Genomic DNA, 19,318 nt, shown 5'->3' on the forward strand with positions numbered 1-19,318 from the left:
GGGTCCTGTGTCCTGTGTCCCGCTGCCCTGCGAACTCACTCGTGTCGGCCGAAGGAGAGGCCGCACGGGCTCCCGTGATCCGTCCTGAAGGATCCAACTGCGGTGTCTACTCACATTTGCTCCCTTGTCCAACTCACCTCATAGGACACGGCCTTGATCGAGGCGATGCGCGCGCCGAGCATGGTCCCCCCGCTACGGTTGGTTTCCAGGCCGGGGCGTGCGGTCGCCCGGTGGGTGACGCGTGGGAACGGGGAAGCGCAGGATGCTGGAGCTCATATCGCTGGCGACGGTCACGGCAATGCTGGGGACCGTGGGTGCGGGGATGGGTAACGAGGCGGGAAAGAACGCGTACCTGATGATCGGCGGGTTGGCACGTCGGATCGCGGGGCGGGAGGTTCCGGCCCCCGAGCGGCCCGCCGAATGGGAGGGACTGGCCCGGCTGTTGTACGAAGGAGCGTTGCGCAATCCGGAGCACGCCCGGGGGCTGGCCGAGGTGGAAGCGGTGATCAGCAGGGCGTTGGTCCAGGTGCGCATCCGTACTTCTCCGCAACTGCCCGACGGCCTCAGGGGCTTCGTTGATCGCGACAAGCAGATGCGGCAGCTTACGCGAGAGGCGTCCCGCAAGTTCGACGGACGTGCTCGACGGGTTCATCTGTACGGGCCTGAGGGGATGGGCGGCACATCCCTCGCTCTGCGGTGGGGTTGGCGCGAGCTGCAGCGGTATCCGGACGGGCAACTGTACGTAGACCTGGCCCGGGTGCCGGACCCCGCCATGGCTCTCCGACAAGCCCTTCGCAGCCTCGGACTGGACTCGGAGGACATCCCGCCGGGTCTGGAGGAGCGGATGGATCTGTTCCGTCGGCTTGTCGCGGACCGGCGGCTGCTCATTGTTCTCGACCACGTCCAGACAGCCGCGCAGGCGACGCCTCTGCTCACCTCGGCGCCAGAAGTCTTCACCATCATCGTCGCCCACCGCCGTCTTCCCCAGGCGGACGCCGAACCGATCGAGGTGGTGCCGCTGCCCGAGAGGTACGCCGTCGAATTGCTCACCGAAGTCGCGGGCAAGCGGACCGTCCAGGAAGCCCGCGCCCGCGCCATATTGCCGCAGGTGCTCGACCAATGCGGCGGATCTCCGTACGCGTTGAGGACGTTCGCGTCGCTGCTGGAGGCGCGCCTGGGAGAGGAAGGGATCCCCACCATGCCCGGGAACGAACCCGCCTACGCCGCCGCGCAGGAGCAGTACCGCACGCTCGGGCCGGCTGCTGCCCGGCTGTACCGGCTTTCGGCACTGTGGCCGTGGCCGGCGCTCAGCCCGGCCGTGGCAGGGATCATGGCCGAGGTCGAGGAGGCCGAGGCGGCCCGTCTGCTCGCCGAACTTGCGGAAAAGGGGCTGCTGGAGGAAACGGGCACCGGCCGCTACCGCTTCCGTCCCGCAGTACGTCGTCACGCCGAGCAGGCCGCAGTACGGGAGGACGGCATCCCCGCCTCCTCCCGGGCCGTGGCGCGCGCGGTGGAGTCGCTGTTGTCGTTCGCGGTGCAGGCCGACCGCGCCGCCCTGCCGGAACGCTGGCACGTGGGCCCTCTGTTCACCGTGCTGCCTCCTGGCGCCTACGCGTCCAAGGGCGAGGCCATCGCCGCCCTCGGCGCCGAGCTGGGCAATCTCGTTCAGGCGGTGTTCGCTGCTGAGGAGTACCGTCTCGGCGACACCGCGTGTCAGCTGTGTGAGGCTCTGTGGGCCTTGCAGCTCAAGGACGGACGCCATGAAGAGATCCTGCCGGCGCTTCGGGTGGGCACGAAGGTCGCTGACGACATCTGTCCTGGCACCCGGATGGCGGGGCGCATGCACACCCTGCAGGCGATGGCCCTGATCGAGGCGCGGCAGTTCGACGAGGCGATGATCCAGGCGGAGGCGGCTGCGGCGGCCGAGCGGCAGGCGGGGCACCTGCGTGGTCTGGCCACCGCCATCGAGACGCTGGGCCTTGTACGGCTGGGGCAGTGGAACTTCCCCGATGCCCAAGACCTGTTCGTCGAAGCGGACGACATCTGGGAGCGTATCGGTCCCGGAGACGACGGCTACGGTGACAAGCCCCGTGCCCGTGCCCTTCTGAAGCGTCACCGGGGGCGCGCGCTGAACGGTCTCCATCTCCTGGACGAGGCCGAGGAGTTGCTGGTGGAAGCTCTCGGGTTCTTCCGCGAGAAGGAGCCCTACAACACCGCCCGTACGCTCACCGATCTGGCCGACACGTACATGCGTGCCGGACGGCAGTCAGAGGCGCTGCCGCTGATCGACGAGGCGATCGACGCGCTCGCGGGCGAGAACGCCCACTACCACGTCAACCACCTTCGGGCCTTGCGTGATCGCTGTGCGTCAGAGGGCCGGGCCCTGCCTGAGTGACCGACACCTGATGTGCGGTCTGCCCGGTCCATACGGTCAGACCGCCCTTCAGGTCTGCGGGGTCCTTGCCGAGAGCCAGCCAGGCATGCAACGCCGAGGCGTATGCGGCCGGGTCGGCTGCCTGCGGGTCGGCGTCGAGGCGCAGGAGCGCTCCGTCCCTGGTCCGCACCACACAACAGCCGGCGGCCGTGACGTATACGGCGAGTGCGCAGCCCGGATGGCGTTCCAGCACCTCGGCGGTCCAGTACTCGGGCGGGCCGAGCCTCGGGTCGTCGGGTGAGCCGTACCTGAAGATCACATCGGCGATGGCAAGGAGACCGGGGTCCAGGGTGTCTTCGTGCACCGCCGTGTGAGCTTCGCCCGGGCCCTGCGGTTCATAGCGCGGATCGGCGTAGCGGGTGACCGATACCTCGGTTGCACCCAGCACGTTCGTCAGCACCCGCAGCGGAGAAGTGCGCACCGGCGGGTCGTACGAGGGCAGCGGCAGTGGGTCGAGCAGCGCCGGCGCCGTGGGCTCGGGTATCCCCATGACGTCGTAGAAGACGCGGCGCAAACGGGCGGCCGCCTCACCCGGAGCGGAGGTCGTGAACTCGGCAGGGCCGCTCATGGGTCGGTGCGTGGCCAGCACCGCTTCCAACTGTGGTCGCAACGGCGCGTGCGGGTCCAGTCGTGGTGCCCTTCGTACGAAGTCGGCTACCGGCGAATCGGCGGCCAGACCTGCCAGTGGTGAGGCCCCGAGCACTGTGGGGGTGCCGAGGGCGGCGGCATAGTACGAGACCGATCCGAAGTCCCCCACAACGACGTCCGCTGCCAGCAATGCCTGCTGCCACCCCTCCAGCGGATCCACCAGCGCAAGGCCGCTGCGTTGTGCCCTGTCCAGCCATGTTCGGATTTGTCCAGGGCCATGGCCATGCCAAATATTGGGGTGGAGTACGGCTGCGATCCGGTGCTCGTCCGCAGCGAGTTCGGCGCTCAGCTTCGGCAGCAGAAGCGGCAGTACGTCCTCGTCGCCGCCGTCCCCGAACAGTGACTCCGGGTTCCACGTCGAATTCAGCAACACGAGCCGCTGCCCGCGTTTCACCCCCAACGCCCTACGGAAGCGCTCCCGATACGGGCGCGCTGCGAGCATGCGGTCGAAGCAGGGATCTCCCGCGAGTACCGCTGTCGGGGCCGCTTCCGGGCAGGCGTTACGCAGTCGCTCGACCTGTTCGGGGTGCGACAGCACCAGCACGTCCGCGACCGGGGTGCCATCCGCCAACAGCCACTCCGAGGAAAGGCCGAAGACGGGTCCGGTCTCCGGTCTCCGGTCTCCGGTCTCCGGTCTCCGGTCTCCGGTCTCCGGTCTCCGGAGTCTCTTATTGTAGCCCACGCCATGGGAAATTATGATCAAATCACCCTGAATGGCGTGGATTTCGCCGCCGAAACTGGCTGCCAAAGCCAGATCCACCGGGGTTCGCAATGCCTGATCCCAGGGCAGCACTGGCACACCCACACGCGCCAGCAACTCGCTCACCCCTGCCTGGAACGGCGATGAGCCAGTGCAGGTCGCGAGGAGTTGCACTCGCAGGTCGTCACGGAACAACGGCAGCACGTCCAGCAAGCGGGTAGCCGAGGTGACGTTGTGGACGATCAGCAGCACTTTCCGGCAATGCCCGCGAGTTGCCCAGCCGGTCGATCCATGTCCTACTGGCACGCGGAGCCATCCGGTCCGCCCCTCGCTCACCCTGCCTCCTTGTAATCCGCATTGCGGCGCCACCACTCGTATGAGCAGTCACGATAACCAAGCCGGTAAACCGCACGTAGGGCACCATCCTTAGCCGACGAGCACCTCCACGGGGACTGTAAATCGTTCGGTGTAGCTCCTGATCATGGAAGATGCGTCGATGAAGCGGCTGCTGGAGTCCGCCCTCGATGGCGAGATCACCGATCACCTCGGCTATGACAAGCACGATCCGGCGGGCAAGGACGGTGGCAACTCCCGCAACGGCAAACGCTCCAAGACCGTGCTGACCGACGTGGGGCCGGTGGAGACAGCCGTGCCCCGTGACCGGGACGGCTCCTTCGAACCGGAGATCGTCAAGAAGCGGCAGAAGCGCCTGACCGGCGTCGACGAGATGGTCATCTCGCTGGCCGCCAAGGGCTTGACCACCGGAGAGGTCCAGGCCCACCGGCGGAGGTCTATGGCGCCGAGGTCTCCCGGCAGACCGTCTCCACCATGACCGACAAAGTCCTTGAGGGCATGGCCGAATGGCGCAGCCGGGGACAAGATCGCCAAGCTTCTCAAGCCCGTCTGCACCGCACCGGCCGAGGAGGCCGCCCTGGAGCGGTTCGCCGAGTTCGTCGACGCGTGGGGCAGGAAGTATCCGGCGATCGTGAAGCTGTGGGAGAACGCCTGGGAGGAGTTCACTCCGTTCGTGCGTTTCGACACCGAGATCCGCCGCATCGTCTGCACCACCCACGCGATCGAGTCGGTCAACGCCCGCATCCGGCGGGCGGTCAAGGCCCGCGGCCACTTCCCCAACGAGCAGGCCGCGCTGAAGTGCGTCTACATGGCGATCATGTCTCCCGATCCCACCGGCAAGGGCCAGGCCCGCTGGACCATGCGCTGGAAGACCGCGCTGAACGCCTTCGACATCACCTTCGACGGCCGACTCTCAGCCGCCCGCCAGTAACCCAACCACCCTGGTTACACCGTTCATAAGGACTTCCAGCGGTTCCAGACTCGTTCACCGTGGAGGACAGGTCGGAGCGGACCCGCATGGTTGTCAGAGCTTCTGCCCCGCGCTTGGGTCGCGCGGATGTCGGCAATGCGTCCGGTCCCTGGGGAAGGGCGCGGAGCGCGAATGCGAGGGGAGGGGAGGCGGACGGGCGTCAGAAGCGGCTGTCCGCGAGGCTTGGCGGAATCTCCGCAGCCACGGCGCCGGAAGGGATTCACCCTGCCGGGAATGAAGAGGGCCACGCTGTGCGATCACCAAGGGCCCACAGCGGGCCTGGCGATGAGTGGCTGGGCCCCTCGGAGCCCGGCCCGGCCAAGGCGTCTCCCGATCTTCCCCAAGCCTTCACGGGGTGCGCACGGATGTGCCCCTCGTGTCCTGTCTTCGGGGCGGCGTCACGGCGACTCACCGTGTCGGGAAAGATCGATGGGGTAGCGTGAGCGGGCCGATGTCGCATCAACGGGGAGGCGCGAATCGTGGCTGACTACTTGTTGTTGGTCTATGAGAGCGAGGACGAGACCCGCGAGCTGGAGCCGGCCGAGGACGCGGCTCTGGTGGGGCGGTTCCAGGACTTCATGCGGCGCAACGAGGGGAACGTGCGGCGCGGGCAGCGGCTGCATCCGACGTCGACGGCCACCTCGGTACGGCGGGACGTCGACGGCGGGGTGCGGATCAGCGACGGGGCCTTCGTGGAGTCGAAGGAGGTCGTCGCCGGGTACTTCCTGATCGAGGCCGAAGACCTGGATGAGGCGCTCGCTGTGGCCCAGCAGGTTCCGGTGCCCAACGGCGGGGTCGAGGTACGGCCGATCCGGTCCGTGCCGGGCTGCTGAGCCCCGTCGACCGACCACTCGACCCGGGACACGCGTACCGCGATGAACACGACTGTCGCCGCCGCCGTCGCCGAGGCGCACCGCCTGCAGTGGGGCTTCGTGCTCGCGGCGACGGCGCGGGTCACCCGGGACCTCGACCTCGCTGAGGAGTGCGTCCAGGATGCCTACGCCCAGGCGTTGCAGCAGTGGGCTGAGGACGGAGTGCCGAGCCGGCCGGGAGCGTGGCTGACCACGGTCGCGCGGCGGCGGGCGCTGGACGCGTTGCGTCGGCACGACACCTTCCGGGGGAAGCTGCCGTTGCTTGTAGGTGAGGACGTCGCGCCGCCCGCCGACCGGGACATCGCCGACCAGGACATTCCGGATGACCGGCTGCGGTTGATCTTCACGTGCTGTCATCCTTCGTTGCACGTCGACACCCGGGTGGGGCTCACGCTGCGCCTGGTGTGCGGTCTGTCCACCGCCGAGGTCGCCCGGGCGTTGCTCGTCTCGGAGTCGACGATGGCGGCCCGGATCACCCGGGGCAAGAAGAAGATCAAGGTCGCCGGGATTCCGTACCGGGAGCCGTCGCCCGAGGAACTGCCGGCCCGGCTGGACGCCGTCCTGGATGTCGTGCATCTGGTGTTCAGTACGGGACACACCGCGCCGTCGGGTGAGCGGTTGCAGCGGCGTGATCTGATCGAGCGGGCGTCACATCTGGCACGGGTTCTCCATGAGTTGCTGCCCGCGCAGTCCGGGACCACGGGGCTGCTCGCGCTCATCGTGCTCACCGACGCGCGGCGCCGTGCCCGTACGCGGCCCGATGGTTCGCTGGCGTTGCTGTCCGAGCAGGACCGGACGCTGTGGCACGCCCAGGAGATCCAGGAAGGGCTGCGGCTGGTCAGGTCTGCCCTGCGGCACCGTCCGCCGACCCGGTATGCGTTGATGGCGGCGATCGCGGCCGAGCACGCCCGGGCGCCGAGCTGGGAGGCCACCGACTGGCCCGGCATCATCGGTCTGTACGACACCATGCTGGAGGTCTGGCCGTCACCGGTGGTGGCACTGAACCGGGCCATCGCGGTCGGACAGGCCTACGGGCCGGCCGCCGGTCTTGAGGCACTCGGGGAACTGTCCGCCGAACCGCAGCTGACCGGCTACCAGTACTTCGCGGCTGCCCGGGCCGACTTCCTACGCCGGCTGGACCGTATGGACGAGGCCCGGGCCGCCTATCGGGAAGCGCTCGCGAGGACTGAGAACGCCGTGGAGCGGGAGTTCCTCCGGTCACGTCTCGAAGAGCTCGGGGATTTTGTGTAAAGAACCCTGAGGCATCGATCGGTTCGGTTTCAACCAGTGCTGTCAGTGCCGCCGTTTAGGCGGTATCTGTCATTCCGATCGGGTGCGACAGGCGCAAGCGGAAGGCGCGCATTCTCGTGAGGCAGCCGAAAATTGCAGGCGCGGAGTGGGCGTTGGTACCGTCCGTCAACATCGAAGGCGCATCCATCTCGGACGCATCATCGAGCGCTCGCGAAATGCGCCGCAGAACATCGCATCGGACCGGGGGAAGAATGCCTGAAACGAGCACTCCTGTAATATCCGAAGAAAACGCCGGTGACCGCGAGCAGAATCGCCGGGTCGTTGCGCAGTACATGAATACGCGCGGACAGGACCGGCTGCGGCGTCATGAGCTTTTCACCGAGGACGGACAGGGTGGTCTGTGGACCACGGACACGGGTGAGCCCATCATCATTCGAGGCCGTGACCGGCTGGCTGAGCACGCGGTGTGGTCACTCAAGTGCTTCCCGGACTGGCAGTGGACCGACATCGAGATCTTCGATACGCAGGATCCGGACCAGTTCTGGGTCGAGTGCAACGGTACCGGGAAGATTCTGTTCCCCGGCTATCCGGAGGGGCACTACGAGAACCACTTCCTGCACTACTTCCGCTTCGAGAACGGGAAGATCAAGCAGCAGCGGGAATTCATGAACCCGGTCCAGCAGTTCCGTTCACTCGGCATCGAGGTTCCGCTCATCGTGCGGGAGGGAATCCCCACCTGAACGGTAAGCGCTGTCTGCATCTCGTTCTCAAGTAACCCCGCGGGGGTGGGTTCGAACGTGAAGGGCCAAGGCTCCGTCAAGCACGTATTGCCGGCCGCACAACAGCCAGAATGGAGCGATCCGCATCAAGCCGCCCAGGTGCGCAATGTGCTGGCGGCCACCGATTCCCTTGTCGACGCCGAGCAGGTCCTCGCACTCCGCGAGAGACTCGCGGCGGTGGCGCGCGGCAAGGCCCTGATTCTGCAGGCCGGTGACTGCGCCGAACATCCGGATGAAAGCAGTAGAGCGCACATCGAAACCAAGTCCGATCTGGTGAACAGGCTCGCCGACCTGCTGAGTGCCCGCTCCGGGCTGCCGGTCGTGCGGGTCGGCCGGATCGCGGGGCAGTTCGCCAAGCCCCGCTCCAGTCCCTACGAGGACGTCGACGGCCCGGCTCCGCTGCCGGTTTACCGGGGCCACATGGTCAACCTGCCCGAACCCGACGCGCACAGCAGACGGGCCGATCCGCTGCGGCTGCTGATGTGCTTCATGACGGCTCGCGAGGCGATGAGGCACCTCGGGTGGCGGGCCGACAGCGACTGGGCGGCGCGGGACGCCGACCGTGCGCTGTGGACCAGCCACGAGGCGCTGTTGCTGGACTACGAGCGGCCGCAGCTGCGCCCGCTCGACGAGGACCGGACGCTGCTCGGCTCGACCCACTGGCCGTGGATCGGCGAGCGCACCCGGCAGCTGGACGGCGCCCATGTCGACCTGCTGGCCGGAGTCGTCAACCCGGTCGCCTGCAAGGTCGGACCGGACATCACGGCCGGCGAGCTGCTCGAACTGTGCGCCCGTCTGGACCCGTACCGCGATCCCGGCCGTCTTGCACTGATCGTGCGGATGGGTCCGGACGCCGTCGCAGAACGGTTGCCCGGCCTCGCCCGCGCGGTCCGGGACGCGGGCCATCCGGTGCTCTGGTTGTGCGATCCGCTCCACGCCAACACCGTCAAACGGCCGGACGGGACGAAGACGCGGTACGTCGGTACGGCCGTCGACGAGGTCCGCCGGTTCGCGGCGGCCCTGGACGAGGCAGGCGTGCGTGGCCACGGGCTCCATCTGGAGGCCAGCCCGTATGCGGTCGGCGAGTGCGCCGGGGGCTCCCCGGGCGCACTCGCGCCCGGTGGGGTCCAGCCCGCCGTGGGCACGCCGAGCCTGTGCGATCCGAGGCTCGATCCGGCCCAGGCGGCGGAGGTCGTCTCGGCGTGGCCGGGTGCCGGTGAACCGCTCGGTGAGCCACGCGGCCAGTCTGTCCTGACACAACGGGGGTTGTCATGAGCCTGAAAGTCACGGTCGTGCCGTACGAGCTGCCCACGCGGCGGGACATGCCGGTCGGCGTCGTCGACTGGACCGTCCGGCCGGAGCGGGCCGTACTGCTCGTCCACGACATGCAGAACTACTTCCTCGCGGCGTTCGAGCCGCAGATGCGAGCCCGGCTGGTCGACAACGCGGCGGCACTGCGCAAGCGGTGCGCGGACCGTGGTGTCCGGGTCGCCTACACGGCCCAGCCGGGCCGGATGACGGCGCAGGACCGCGGGCTGCTCCGGGACTTCTGGGGAGCGGGCATGACCAGCTCCGACGCGGACCGGGCGATCGCCGCCGCACTGGCCCCGGACGCCGCCGACTGGACGTTCACGAAGTGGCGCTACAGCGCGTTCTTCCGTACCGACCTGCTGGCCCGGATGCGCGCCGAGAGCCGCGACCAGCTCGTGGTGTGCGGGGTCTACGGCCACGTCGGCATCCTCGCCACCGCGTTGGAGGCCTACAGCAACGACATACAGGTCTTCCTGGCCGGGGACGCCATCGGAGACTTCTCCGCCGACAAGCACCGTCAGACCCTTCAGTACACGGCGAGTTGCTGTGCCCGGGTCGCCACGGCAGAGGAGCTCGTGCCATGACGCGGGACCTTCTCGACGCCGTACTGAAGGGCGACGCCGGCGACTACGCGCTGATCTGCCGGACGGACGAACACGGCTGCCGGGTACAGGTCATCACCGGTGAGACCAGCCACCCCGTCTCGCTCGACGCGATCGACCTCGCCCGGCGCCCGGCCTCCGGCAGTGCGAGCAGTGACACGCTGATCGTGGTGCCGTACCGCCAACTCGTCGAGCGCGGCCACCCCGCGCCCGAGGACGGCACACCACTGATCGCGATGACGGTGACCGGCGCGGAGTACCACTCCGTCCCCTCGGTGCTGTCCAGGCTGCCGCGCCGTCAGGTGCGGCTGGCCGACGGGCACTTCGACGCCGACGACACCGAGTACGCCAGGACCGTCGAGGCGGTTCTCGCGAACGAGATCGGCACCGGCCAGGGCGCCAACTTCGTCATCAAGCGAACCTACGTGGCGGACATCATCGACCACGGTCCGGATGCCGCCCTGGCGGCGTTCCGGGAGCTGCTTGCGGCCGAACGCGGGGCGTACTGGACGTTCCTGGTGCGCACCGGGTCGGTGACCCTCGTCGGCGCCTCGCCGGAACGTCATGTCGGCCTGACCGGGGACATCGTCCGGATGAACCCGATCAGCGGTACCTACCGGTACCCCGTCGGCGGCCCCACGCTGAGCGGCGTCACCGAGTTCCTCGCCGACCGCAAGGAGGCCGAGGAGCTGTACATGGTGGTCGACGAGGAACTGAAGATGATGTGCCGGCTCTGTCTGCCGGGCACGGTGACGGTGAGCGGCCCGCACCTGAAGGAGATGGCCCGGGTCGCCCACACCGAGTACCACATCCAGGGGCGCACGGACCGGGGTGTGACCGAGGTGCTGCGCGAGACCATGTTCGCGCCCACCGTCACCGGAAGCCCGGTCGAGAGCGCGGCGCGAGTGATCGAACGCTACGAACCGGGCGGCCGCGGCTACTACAGCGGCATCATGGGGCTGGTCGGCAGCGACGAGACGGGCGAGCGAACGCTCGATTCCGCGATCCTCATCCGCAGCGCCGCGATCGACCCCGCCGGGCGCCTGTCCCTCTCGGTCGGTTCCACCCTGGTGCGGCACTCCGACCCGATGGCCGAGGTCGCCGAGACCCGTGCGAAGGCCGCCGCGCTCCTGGCGGCGTTCGGGGAGACGGAGTCCCGCCGGCAGTTCGCCGGCCACCCCGAGGTGCTGTCCTCGCTGAGCCGGCGCAACGAGGGCATCGCCGGCTTCTGGACCACGACCGGCGCGGTCCGCTATGCGCGCTCCAAGCGGCTGGACGGGCACAAGGTGCTCGTGATCGACGCCGAGGACACCTTCACCTCGATGCTCGAACACCAGTTGCGTGCCCTCGGGCTCGCGGTCACCGTACGGCGCTTCGACGAGCCGTACGAGACCCACGACCACGACATGGTCGTCATCGGCCCCGGGCCCGGCGACCCCTGCGACACCGGCGATCCGAAGATCGTCGCCCTGGAACGGATCACCGACAAGCTGCTGGCCGAGCGGCGCCCGATGCTGGCCGTGTGCCTGAGCCATCAGGTGCTGGCCCGACGGCTCGGTCTGCCCGTGGTGCGGCGGACCAGCCCCAACCAGGGCGTACAGCGGCGCATCGACCTCTTCGGCTCGCCCGAACGCGTGGGCTTCTACAACACTTTCGAGGCCCGCGCCACCGCCGACCGCCGGGACACCGGCCTCGGCGGACCGGTGGAGATCAGCCGCGACCCGGACACCGGGGAGGTGCACGCGCTGCGTGGACACCGGTTCGCGTCGCTGCAGTTCCATCCGGAGTCGCTGCTCACCGTCGACGGACCACGAATCCTCACCGACATGACCGAATGGGTGCTGTGCGAATGAGCGAGAGCAAGCGGACAGGGCCGACGACCCTGGAGATCGCCTGGTGGAATCTCGACGGCGACAGCGCCGTCACGGTGGACGACCTCGAACGGCACCTGGACCACGACGGTGTCGTCGATGACTGGCGGTACGTCACCGGCCTGCACGAGAAGTTCTGGATCGCCGACCGGGCCGGCAACCGCTGGGGCGCGGTCATGGTCTGGGAGGGCGGGCGTCCCGCCGTATTGCCGGAGAACCGGGCCGCCGGGCTGATCGGCGGATCGGTGACGCACCGGGAGCGGTTCGAGGTGCAGGCAGCCGTCCGGGGCCCCGGTTCCGGCCGGGGCGCCCGACACCGCTACGTCGTCGTGGACGCCTTCGCGAACGAACCACTCCTGGGCAACCCGGTCGCGGTGTTCTTCGACGCCGATGACCTGACCGGCAATCAGATGCAGCGCATCGCACGCGAGATGAACCTCTCCGAGGTGACGTTCCTGCTGCCGCCCACGGCCGGTGACGCGGACCTGAGGGTCAGGATCTTCACGCCGGTCAACGAACTGCCGTTCGCCGGGCACCCGTTGCTCGGCACGGCCGTCGCGGTCGCGCTGGACGCCGGGGCCGACCGACTGCGATTCGAGACCGCGATGGGCGTCGTGCCGTTCGCCGTCGTACGCGCACCGGGCGGCCAGGTGGCACACGCCACCATGGAGCAGCCGATCCCCGACTGGCAGCCCTACGAGCACGCCGAGGCGCTGCTCACCGCTCTCGGCGTCGACTCCTCGACCCTGCCGGTGGAGATCTACCGCAACGGGCCCCGGCATGTGTTCGTCGGGCTCCCGGACGTGGCCGCGCTGAACGCGCTGCACCCCGACCACCGGGCGCTGGCCGCTTTCGAGGACATGGCGGCCAACTGCTTCGCGCCGGACGGCCTGCGCTGGCAGACCCGGATGTTCTCGCCCGCCTACGGCGTGGTCGAGGACGCGGCCACCGGCTCCGCGGCCGGTCCGCTCGCCATCCATCTGGCCCGGCACGGTCTCGCCGAGTACGGCAAGACCGTCGAGATCCACCAGGGCGTCCGACTCGGCAGGCGCTCGGTCATGTTCGCCGAGGCGGACCTCGACTCCGGCGGCGAGATCGTCCGGGTACGGGTCAGCGGCCACGGCGCCGTCGCCGCCGAGGGCACCATCCACGTCTGACGGGGGAGCATTGAGCAGCGAACTGGAGAGTCTCACCGGCGTCGTCGACCTCGACTTTCCCGAGTACGACGCCCCGCCGCCCGAACCCATGAAACCGGCCGTCGCCTGGCTGAAGGCGGCCGTCGAGAGCGGAGTGCGAGAACCGTACGCCCTGGCCCTGGCCACCGCCGACGCAAGCGGCCGTCCCTCCAACCGGATCGTCGCCGTCATCGACGTGTCCGGCGAGGGGCTGCTGTTCACCACGCACAGCAGCAGCCGCAAGGGCCGCGAGATCGCCGAGACCGGCTGGGCGTCGGGCCTCTTCTACTGGCGGGAGACCGCACGGCAGCTGTGCGTCTCGGGCCCCGTCGTACGACTGGACGACCACGAGAACGACCGGCTCTGGCACAGCCGCGCGCCAGGTCTGCACCCGATGACCACCGCCTCCCGGCAGAGCGAGCCGCTCGACGATCCGCACCGGCTGCACGACGAGGCCGAGCGCCACGCAGCCGAGGGCACCTCGCTGCCGCGCCCGGAGCGCTTCGTCGGCTACCGGCTGCAGCCGCACTCCGTGGAGTTCTGGTCCGCCGCGCGGAGCCGGCTGCACCGGCGGCTGCGCTACGAGCGGACGGCCACCGGATGGCACGTCGCCAGGCTCCAGCCGTGACCGCCGGCGCCCACCCGCACCCATCGAAGCTTCGAAAGGCAGTCATGAACGCAGTCACCGACGCAGCCGACGCCGTTGTCACGAAGGACCGGCCGACCCACTTCGACGCCCTCGTCATCGGCGCCGGAATCGCCGGCATCTACATGCTGCACAAGCTGCGCGACGAGGCCGGCCTCAGCGTCCGGGCCTTCGACAAGGCCGGCGGTGTCGGCGGCACCTGGTACTGGAACCGGTACCCGGGCGCCGCCGCGGACGTCGACAGCATCGTGTACCGCTACTCCTTCGACAAGGAGATGCTGCGCGAGTGGCAGTGGAAGACCCGCTACGCCACCCAGCCGGAGATCCTTGCGTACCTGGAGGCGGTCGTCGACCGGCACGACCTGCGCAAGGACATCCAGTTCGACACCGCGATCACGTCGCTGGCATACGACGAGGCAAGCAACCTGTGGACCGCGCGGACCGACGGCGGCGCGGAGTTCACCGCCCGGTACGTGGTCAGCGCGCTCGGACCGCTGTCGTCCGCGAACCTCCCCGACATCGAGGGCCGGGACAGCTTCGCTGGGCCGATCGTGCACACCGGGTCCTGGCCCGCGGACCTCGACATCGCGGGCAAGCGCGTCGGGGTCGTCGGCACCGGGTCCACTGGAACCCAGTTCATCTGCGCCGCCGCGAAGACGGCCGGGCACCTCACGGTGTTCCAGCGCTCCGCGCAGTACGTCGTGCCCTCCGGCGACGGGCCGCTCAGCGACGAGTACCTGGCCGAGGTCCGGGAGAAGTACGACGAGATCTGGGAGCAGGTCTTCAACTCCCGGGTCGGCTGCGGCTTCAAGGAGAGCGAGACGCCCGCGATGAGTGTCTCCGAGGCCGAGCGCGAGCGCGTCTTCGAGGAGGCGTGGCAGGCGGGCAACGGCTTCCGTTTCATGTTCGGCACCTTCGCCGACCTGGCCTTCGACCCGGCAGCGAACGAGGCCGCCGCATCGTTCATACGGACGAAGATCGCGCAGATCGTGCAGGACCCCGAGACCGCCCGCACACTCATGCCGAGCGACTTCTACGCCAAGCGGCCCATCTGCAACTCCGGTTATTACGAGACGTACAACCGCGACAATGTCACCCTGGTGTCCACCAAGGAGAACCCGATCGCGCGGATCACCCCGACCGGCGTGGTCACCGAGGACGGCACGGCGCACGAACTCGATGTGCTCGTCTTCGCGACCGGCTTCGACGCCATGGAGGGCGGCTACCGCCACATCGACATCCGCGGGCGCGGGGGCGTCGAGCTGGGGGAGCACTGGGGTGACGCCCCGAGCAGCTACCTCGGCATGGCCATGAACGGGTTCCCCAACCTGTTCATGGTCTTCGGCCCCAACAGCGTGTTCTGCAACCTGCCGCCGGGCCTGGAGACCCAGGTCGAGTGGATCGCCGAGGCGGTCGGCGCGGCGGAGCGGCGCGGTATCGCCACGGTCGAGGCGACCGCCGCCGCGGAGGAGGGCTGGACCACGCTCTGCCGGGAGATGGCCGAGCACAGCCTGTTCGCCCAGACCGAGTCGTGGATCTTCGGCACGAACATCCCCGGCCGCAAGCGGCGCACGCTGTTCTACTTCGGCGGGATCGGTGCCTACCGGCAGCGACTGCGCGAGATCGTCGCCGCCGACTACGAGGGCTTCACCCTGGACGGCCGGCCGTCCCTCGCCTCGGCCTGACCCGCCGGATCCCGTCACTCCCCTTCGGGGGCACCGGGCGACGGCCGGCGGAAGCTCTGCTTTCCCGGCCGTCGCCCACGTAATTCAAATACATTCGGCATGCATTCGGCGCGCATTCCCTGTGAGTCAACGCACGTATTGTCAGGGCGATTTGGACGTCGATAGCTTCGACTCCATGAGTGAGATGACAATTCGACCGGACGGTAATCTCGTCACCTTGATCAATGTCTTCGAAGTGGACCCGGCGAAACAGCAGGAACTCGTCGCACTGCTGAACGAAGGACTCGACAAGGTCTTCCGGCACCGCCCCGGTTTCGTCTCGGCGCACATCCTCGTCAGCAAGGACGGCGGCCGGGTCGTGAACTACGCCCAGTGGCGCAGTCCGCAGGACATCCAGGCCACCCTCGCCGATCCCGCCGCCCAGGAGTACGCGCGCCGCACGGCCGAGCTCGGCAAACCCGCCCCCGCCCTGTACTCGGTGGTCTCAGCGACCACCGCTTCCTAGCGCGCCTCCGGTCTCTTCCACACTCCGCTCCGCAGAAGGGTGACAGCCGCCATGACCAATCCGGCCCGATCCGGCATCGTGATCACCGGCGCAGGCATAGGGGGCCTCACGGCCGCGCTGGCACTGCACGCCCGCGGATTGGCCGCCACGGTCCTGGAGAGCGCACCCGAGATCCGGCCGCTCGGCGTCGGCATCAACATCCAGCCCGTCGCGGTCGCCGAACTCATCGGCCTCGGCCTCGGCGACGCGCTCGCCGCCACCGGCATCGCCACCCGCGAACACCGATACCTCAACCACAAGGGTGCCACCCTGTGGAGCGAACCACGGGGCGCGGCGGCGGGCCACCCGGCTCCGCAGTACTCCATCCACCGCGGCGAGCTGCAGACCCTGCTCCTCGACGCCGTACGCGAACGGCTCGGCGCGGACGCGATCCGCACCGGGGCCGAGGTGCGCGGGTTCGACCAGGACGGCGAACGGGTGGCCGTACACATACACACGCCGACGGGCGGGGCGACGGCCGTCGTGGCCGACGCGCTGATCGGCGCGGACGGGCTGCACTCGGCGGTACGAGCCCGACTGCACCCCGACGAGCCGCCGTTGCGGACGACGGCCGTACGAATGTGGCGGGGACTGACCGAACTGCCCGAGTTCCTCGACGGGCGGACGATGATCATCGCGGCCGACGACCGGGCCAACCGGATCGTCGCCTACCCCTGCTCCCGACGGCACGCCGAACGCGGCACGGTCCTGCTCAACTGGGTGTGCCTGGCCGCTGTGCCGGGCGACGACGCCGGCTCCTTCGACGTCGGACCGGGCCGGACGGCCGATCTGCTCCCGCACTTCGCGGACTGGGAGTTCGACTGGCTCGACATCCGCGCAGCGCTCGCAGCGAGCCCCCGGATCCTGCACTACCCGATGGTGGACCGCGATCCGCTCGCCTCCTGGGGCGAGCACCTGGTCACCCTCCTCGGTGACGCGGCGCACCCGATGTACCCGATCGGCGCGAACGGTGCGAGCCAGGCGATCCTCGACTCGGTCGTCCTGGCCACCGAACTGGCCGCAGCCTCGGGTCCGTCGGGGCTCTCCGGAGGCGACGAGACCGCCGCCGCGCTGCGCCGGTACGAGGCGGTCCGTCGGCCGGCCACCACCACGATCGTGCACGCCAACCGGAAGATGGACCGCTCCGAACGCGCCCTTGCCGACCGCCTGGACGGTGACGTCTCCGGCGAACTGCGAACCATCACCCGCGACTACCGGGCTGCCGTCGAACGGTCGTAGCCGAACGACCGCCGCGGTCGGCGTCGCGCGGCCCGCGCACAGGCGCCTGTTCCGCCCACCGTTTTCCCGAAGTTCCCACGAGAGAAGGGTCCGCTCCCGTGCCCAGCACGAGCGCCACCACATCCGGCATGACCATCGCCCAGGTATTCTCCGACTCGCGCGGCGTGCCGACCGAACGTGCCCCGCTCGGCACACGCCTCAAGTACGCCCTGGTCATCCGCCGTATCGAGTTCCTGCCCATCCACATGGTCATCGGCCTCGTACCGACGGTGCTGGGCGCGCGCTCCTGGAGCGAACTCGCCTCCGTGAACGCGATCGTGGCGTTCCTGTTCTGCGTCACCCACATGCAGATGGCCGACATGCTGAACGCGTTGGCCGACCGTGAGCTGGACGCCACGTACAAGTCCCGCCAGCCGAAAGCCGTCTACGGCCTCGGGGTGCGCAAGGTGGTCGCCCACTTCGCCGTCACGTCCGCCCTGTACTTCGGCGCGTCGGTCTTCCTCGCCGTGCGCACCGGGCACTGGGACCTGGTGCCGATCGCGTTGGCCGGCTGGCTGATGGGCGTGCAGTACTCGCTGCCGCCGCTGCACCTCAAGAGCGCCGGTCTCTGGCAGCTTCCGACCCTGCAGTTCGGTTGTGTGTTCATCCCCGGGATGTTCGCCCTGCGGGCCTACGAGCACCCGCTGGAGTGGGCCAGTGTCGTGGTCGTCGTCGGTCTGTCGCTGACGCTGACAGGCACATTCGTCACCAACCACGCCGAGGACTACCTGGAGGACCAGCAGTTCGGCATCCGTACCTATGTCATCGCGCTCGGAATTCGCAGGGCGATGCAGGTGCAGTCCCTGATGCTGGCCCTCGGCGCACTGCTGGTCCTGGGCGCGGTCCTGCTCGGCTTCGGGTTCACCTGGGGGCTGGCGCTGTACGCGGTGGTCTGGCTGGTGAGCCAGCGCTTCATCTGGATGGTCACCAGCGGTACCCGCGACTCCTTCGACACCGCGCTCGCCACGGTGCGCAAGCACGCGCTGTCCCTGCCGTACCACGGGGTCGCGCTGGGCTTCACCAACGTGGCGCTGGCACTCTTCGTCCTCGGGGGACGCTGACACCATGGCCGTGGGACATCCCGAGACGGTCGCGGCCACGGAACTCTTCACCACCGCACTGCGGGAGTTCTTCACCGCCCGCCGCGGCGAGGCCGACGCGATCGGGGCCGGCGTGGTCCGCGCGGTCGAGGAGCTGGAGAGCTATGTGCTGCGGGGCGGCAAGCGGGTACGGCCGACGTTCGCCTGGCTGGGCTGGCTCGGTGCAGGCGGCGATCCCGCGGGACCGACCGCCCCGGCGGTCGCCCGCGCCTGCGCGGCACTGGAGCTGCTGCACGCCTCCGCCCTGATCCACGACGACATCATCGATGCCTCCTCGACCCGCCGCGGCTTCCCCGCCGCACATGTGACGTTCGCCGAACAGCACCGTGAACACGGCTGGTCGGGCGACCCGGTCGACTACGGCACCGGCACCGCGATCCTCGTCGGCGACCTGGCCCAGGCCTGGGCCGACGACCTGATCCGTACCTCCGGACTGCCGGAGCGGGCGCAGGCGCGGCTCGGTCCGGTGTGGTCCGCGATGCGCACAGAGGTGCTGTGCGGTCAACTGCTCGACCTCACCGCCGAGGCGAGCGGCGCCGAGGACATCGCGTCGGCGCTGCGGGTCGACCAGTACAAGACGGCCTCGTACACCGTGGAACGTCCGTTGCACCTCGGCGCCGCGATCGCCGGCGCGGACGAGCGACTGATCGCCGCCTACCGCGCGTTCGGCGCGGACATCGGCATCGCCTTCCAGCTCCGCGACGACCTGCTGGGCGTCTTCGGCGACCCGGTCGTCACGGGCAAACCCTCCGGCGACGACCTCCGCGAGGGCAAGCGGACGGTACTGCTCGCCACGGCACTGCGTCGCGCGGACGAGTGCGACCCGGCCGGAGCCGGATTCCTCAGGGCGAAGATCGGCACCGACATCGACGAGGCCGAACTCGTCACCATCCGCCGTGTGCTCGTCGACACGGGTGCGGTCGACCTCGTCGAGCAGGACATCGCCCGGCGTACGGAACGGGCCCTTGCTGCACTGCGGACAAGCGGGGCCGACGAGCACGCGAGGGAGCGACTCGCGGCGATGGCGGTCAGTGCGACGCAACGGATCCGCTGATCCCACCGAAAGGCGCGTGCATTTTCGGCGATTCCATCGAGCTG

The 19,318-nt window shown here is 69.1% G+C and carries 15 protein-coding genes and 1 pseudogene; 15 read left to right on the top strand and 1 reads right to left on the bottom strand.

Annotated features, from left to right (window positions below):
* Positions 1-262 precede the first annotated feature (262 nt).
* On the top strand, positions 263-2,395 hold the full coding sequence (locus tag ABZ078_RS12485) for a tetratricopeptide repeat protein (RefSeq protein WP_356574377.1): 2,133 nt from the start codon (positions 263-265) through the stop codon (positions 2,393-2,395).
* On the opposite strand, the gene ABZ078_RS12490 is transcribed toward ABZ078_RS12485, so the two are convergent.
* Positions 2,334-4,118: a hypothetical protein gene (locus tag ABZ078_RS12490; protein WP_356574378.1), complete on the bottom strand. Its 1,785-nt coding sequence runs from the start codon at positions 4,116-4,118 to the stop codon at positions 2,334-2,336. The genes ABZ078_RS12485 and ABZ078_RS12490 overlap by 62 nt on opposite strands.
* Before the next feature lie 160 nt (positions 4,119-4,278).
* Here ABZ078_RS12490 and ABZ078_RS12495 point away from each other — a divergent pair.
* The 14 genes and pseudogenes from ABZ078_RS12495 to ABZ078_RS12560 form a co-directional block, all read left to right on the top strand.
* A pseudogene (locus ABZ078_RS12495) lies at positions 4,279-5,067 on the top strand (transposase); the annotation flags it as partial.
* A 518-nt stretch (positions 5,068-5,585) separates the two neighbouring features.
* Complete coding sequence (locus ABZ078_RS12500) at positions 5,586-5,939, top strand: YciI family protein (RefSeq protein WP_356574379.1); 354 nt, start codon at positions 5,586-5,588, stop codon at positions 5,937-5,939.
* 42 nt (positions 5,940-5,981) lie between these two features.
* The gene (locus tag ABZ078_RS12505; RefSeq protein ID WP_356574381.1) at positions 5,982-7,229 is read left to right on the top strand and encodes a sigma-70 family RNA polymerase sigma factor; all 1,248 of its coding nucleotides are present in this window, start codon (positions 5,982-5,984) and stop codon (positions 7,227-7,229) included.
* 116 nt (positions 7,230-7,345) lie between these two features.
* On the top strand, positions 7,346-7,969 hold the full coding sequence (locus ABZ078_RS12510) for a PhzA/PhzB family protein (RefSeq protein ID WP_356574383.1): 624 nt from the start codon (positions 7,346-7,348) through the stop codon (positions 7,967-7,969).
* Positions 7,970-8,014: 45 nt separating this feature from the next.
* Positions 8,015-9,283, top strand: coding sequence for a 3-deoxy-7-phosphoheptulonate synthase (locus tag ABZ078_RS12515; RefSeq protein WP_356574385.1), 1,269 nt, complete (start codon positions 8,015-8,017; stop codon positions 9,281-9,283).
* Entirely contained in the window at positions 9,280-9,903 is a 624-nt protein-coding gene (locus ABZ078_RS12520; protein ID WP_356574387.1) for an isochorismatase family protein, read from the top strand. Before ABZ078_RS12515 ends, ABZ078_RS12520 begins: the two co-directional genes overlap by 4 nt.
* Entirely contained in the window at positions 9,900-11,774 is a 1,875-nt protein-coding gene (locus ABZ078_RS12525; protein ID WP_356574389.1) for an anthranilate synthase family protein, read from the top strand. Before ABZ078_RS12520 ends, ABZ078_RS12525 begins: the two co-directional genes overlap by 4 nt.
* Entirely contained in the window at positions 11,771-12,949 is a 1,179-nt protein-coding gene (locus tag ABZ078_RS12530; RefSeq protein WP_356574391.1) for a PhzF family phenazine biosynthesis isomerase, read from the top strand. Before ABZ078_RS12525 ends, ABZ078_RS12530 begins: the two co-directional genes overlap by 4 nt.
* Before the next feature lie 10 nt (positions 12,950-12,959).
* Positions 12,960-13,595: a phenazine biosynthesis FMN-dependent oxidase PhzG gene (gene phzG, locus ABZ078_RS12535; protein WP_356574393.1), complete on the top strand. Its 636-nt coding sequence runs from the start codon at positions 12,960-12,962 to the stop codon at positions 13,593-13,595.
* 44 nt (positions 13,596-13,639) lie between these two features.
* Positions 13,640-15,298 (top strand): NAD(P)/FAD-dependent oxidoreductase, encoded by a 1,659-nt coding sequence (locus tag ABZ078_RS12540; protein ID WP_356574395.1) that lies wholly within the window; start codon positions 13,640-13,642, stop codon positions 15,296-15,298.
* Between the two features lie 175 nt (positions 15,299-15,473).
* A complete protein-coding gene (locus ABZ078_RS12545; protein WP_356574397.1) occupies positions 15,474-15,803 on the top strand; it encodes an antibiotic biosynthesis monooxygenase in 330 nt (109 codons plus the stop codon).
* Between the two features lie 51 nt (positions 15,804-15,854).
* Complete coding sequence (locus ABZ078_RS12550) at positions 15,855-17,081, top strand: FAD-dependent monooxygenase (protein WP_356574399.1); 1,227 nt, start codon at positions 15,855-15,857, stop codon at positions 17,079-17,081.
* A 98-nt stretch (positions 17,082-17,179) separates the two neighbouring features.
* Positions 17,180-18,181, top strand: a complete 1,002-nt coding sequence (locus tag ABZ078_RS12555) for a UbiA family prenyltransferase (protein ID WP_356574401.1) — start codon at positions 17,180-17,182, stop codon at positions 18,179-18,181.
* A gap of 4 nt (positions 18,182-18,185) precedes the next feature.
* On the top strand, positions 18,186-19,274 hold the full coding sequence (locus tag ABZ078_RS12560) for a polyprenyl synthetase family protein (protein ID WP_356574403.1): 1,089 nt from the start codon (positions 18,186-18,188) through the stop codon (positions 19,272-19,274).
* Positions 19,275-19,318 lie beyond the last annotated feature (44 nt).

It is taken from the genome of Streptomyces sp. NPDC006385 (genome assembly GCF_040612485.1).
Taxonomy (GTDB): domain Bacteria; phylum Actinomycetota; class Actinomycetes; order Streptomycetales; family Streptomycetaceae; genus Streptomyces.

Coding starts and splice junctions, on each gene's coding strand:
- ABZ078_RS12485 (WP_356574377.1), top strand. CDS start 263: ATGCTGGAGCTCATATCGCTGGCGACGGTCACGGCAATGCTGGGGACC.
- ABZ078_RS12505 (WP_356574381.1), top strand. CDS start 5,982: ATGAACACGACTGTCGCCGCCGCCGTCGCCGAGGCGCACCGCCTGCAG.
- ABZ078_RS12520 (WP_356574387.1), top strand. CDS start 9,280: ATGAGCCTGAAAGTCACGGTCGTGCCGTACGAGCTGCCCACGCGGCGG.
- ABZ078_RS12525 (WP_356574389.1), top strand. CDS start 9,900: ATGACGCGGGACCTTCTCGACGCCGTACTGAAGGGCGACGCCGGCGAC.
- ABZ078_RS12530 (WP_356574391.1), top strand. CDS start 11,771: ATGAGCGAGAGCAAGCGGACAGGGCCGACGACCCTGGAGATCGCCTGG.
- ABZ078_RS12540 (WP_356574395.1), top strand. CDS start 13,640: ATGAACGCAGTCACCGACGCAGCCGACGCCGTTGTCACGAAGGACCGG.
- ABZ078_RS12545 (WP_356574397.1), top strand. CDS start 15,474: ATGAGTGAGATGACAATTCGACCGGACGGTAATCTCGTCACCTTGATC.
- ABZ078_RS12550 (WP_356574399.1), top strand. CDS start 15,855: ATGACCAATCCGGCCCGATCCGGCATCGTGATCACCGGCGCAGGCATA.
- ABZ078_RS12560 (WP_356574403.1), top strand. CDS start 18,186: ATGGCCGTGGGACATCCCGAGACGGTCGCGGCCACGGAACTCTTCACC.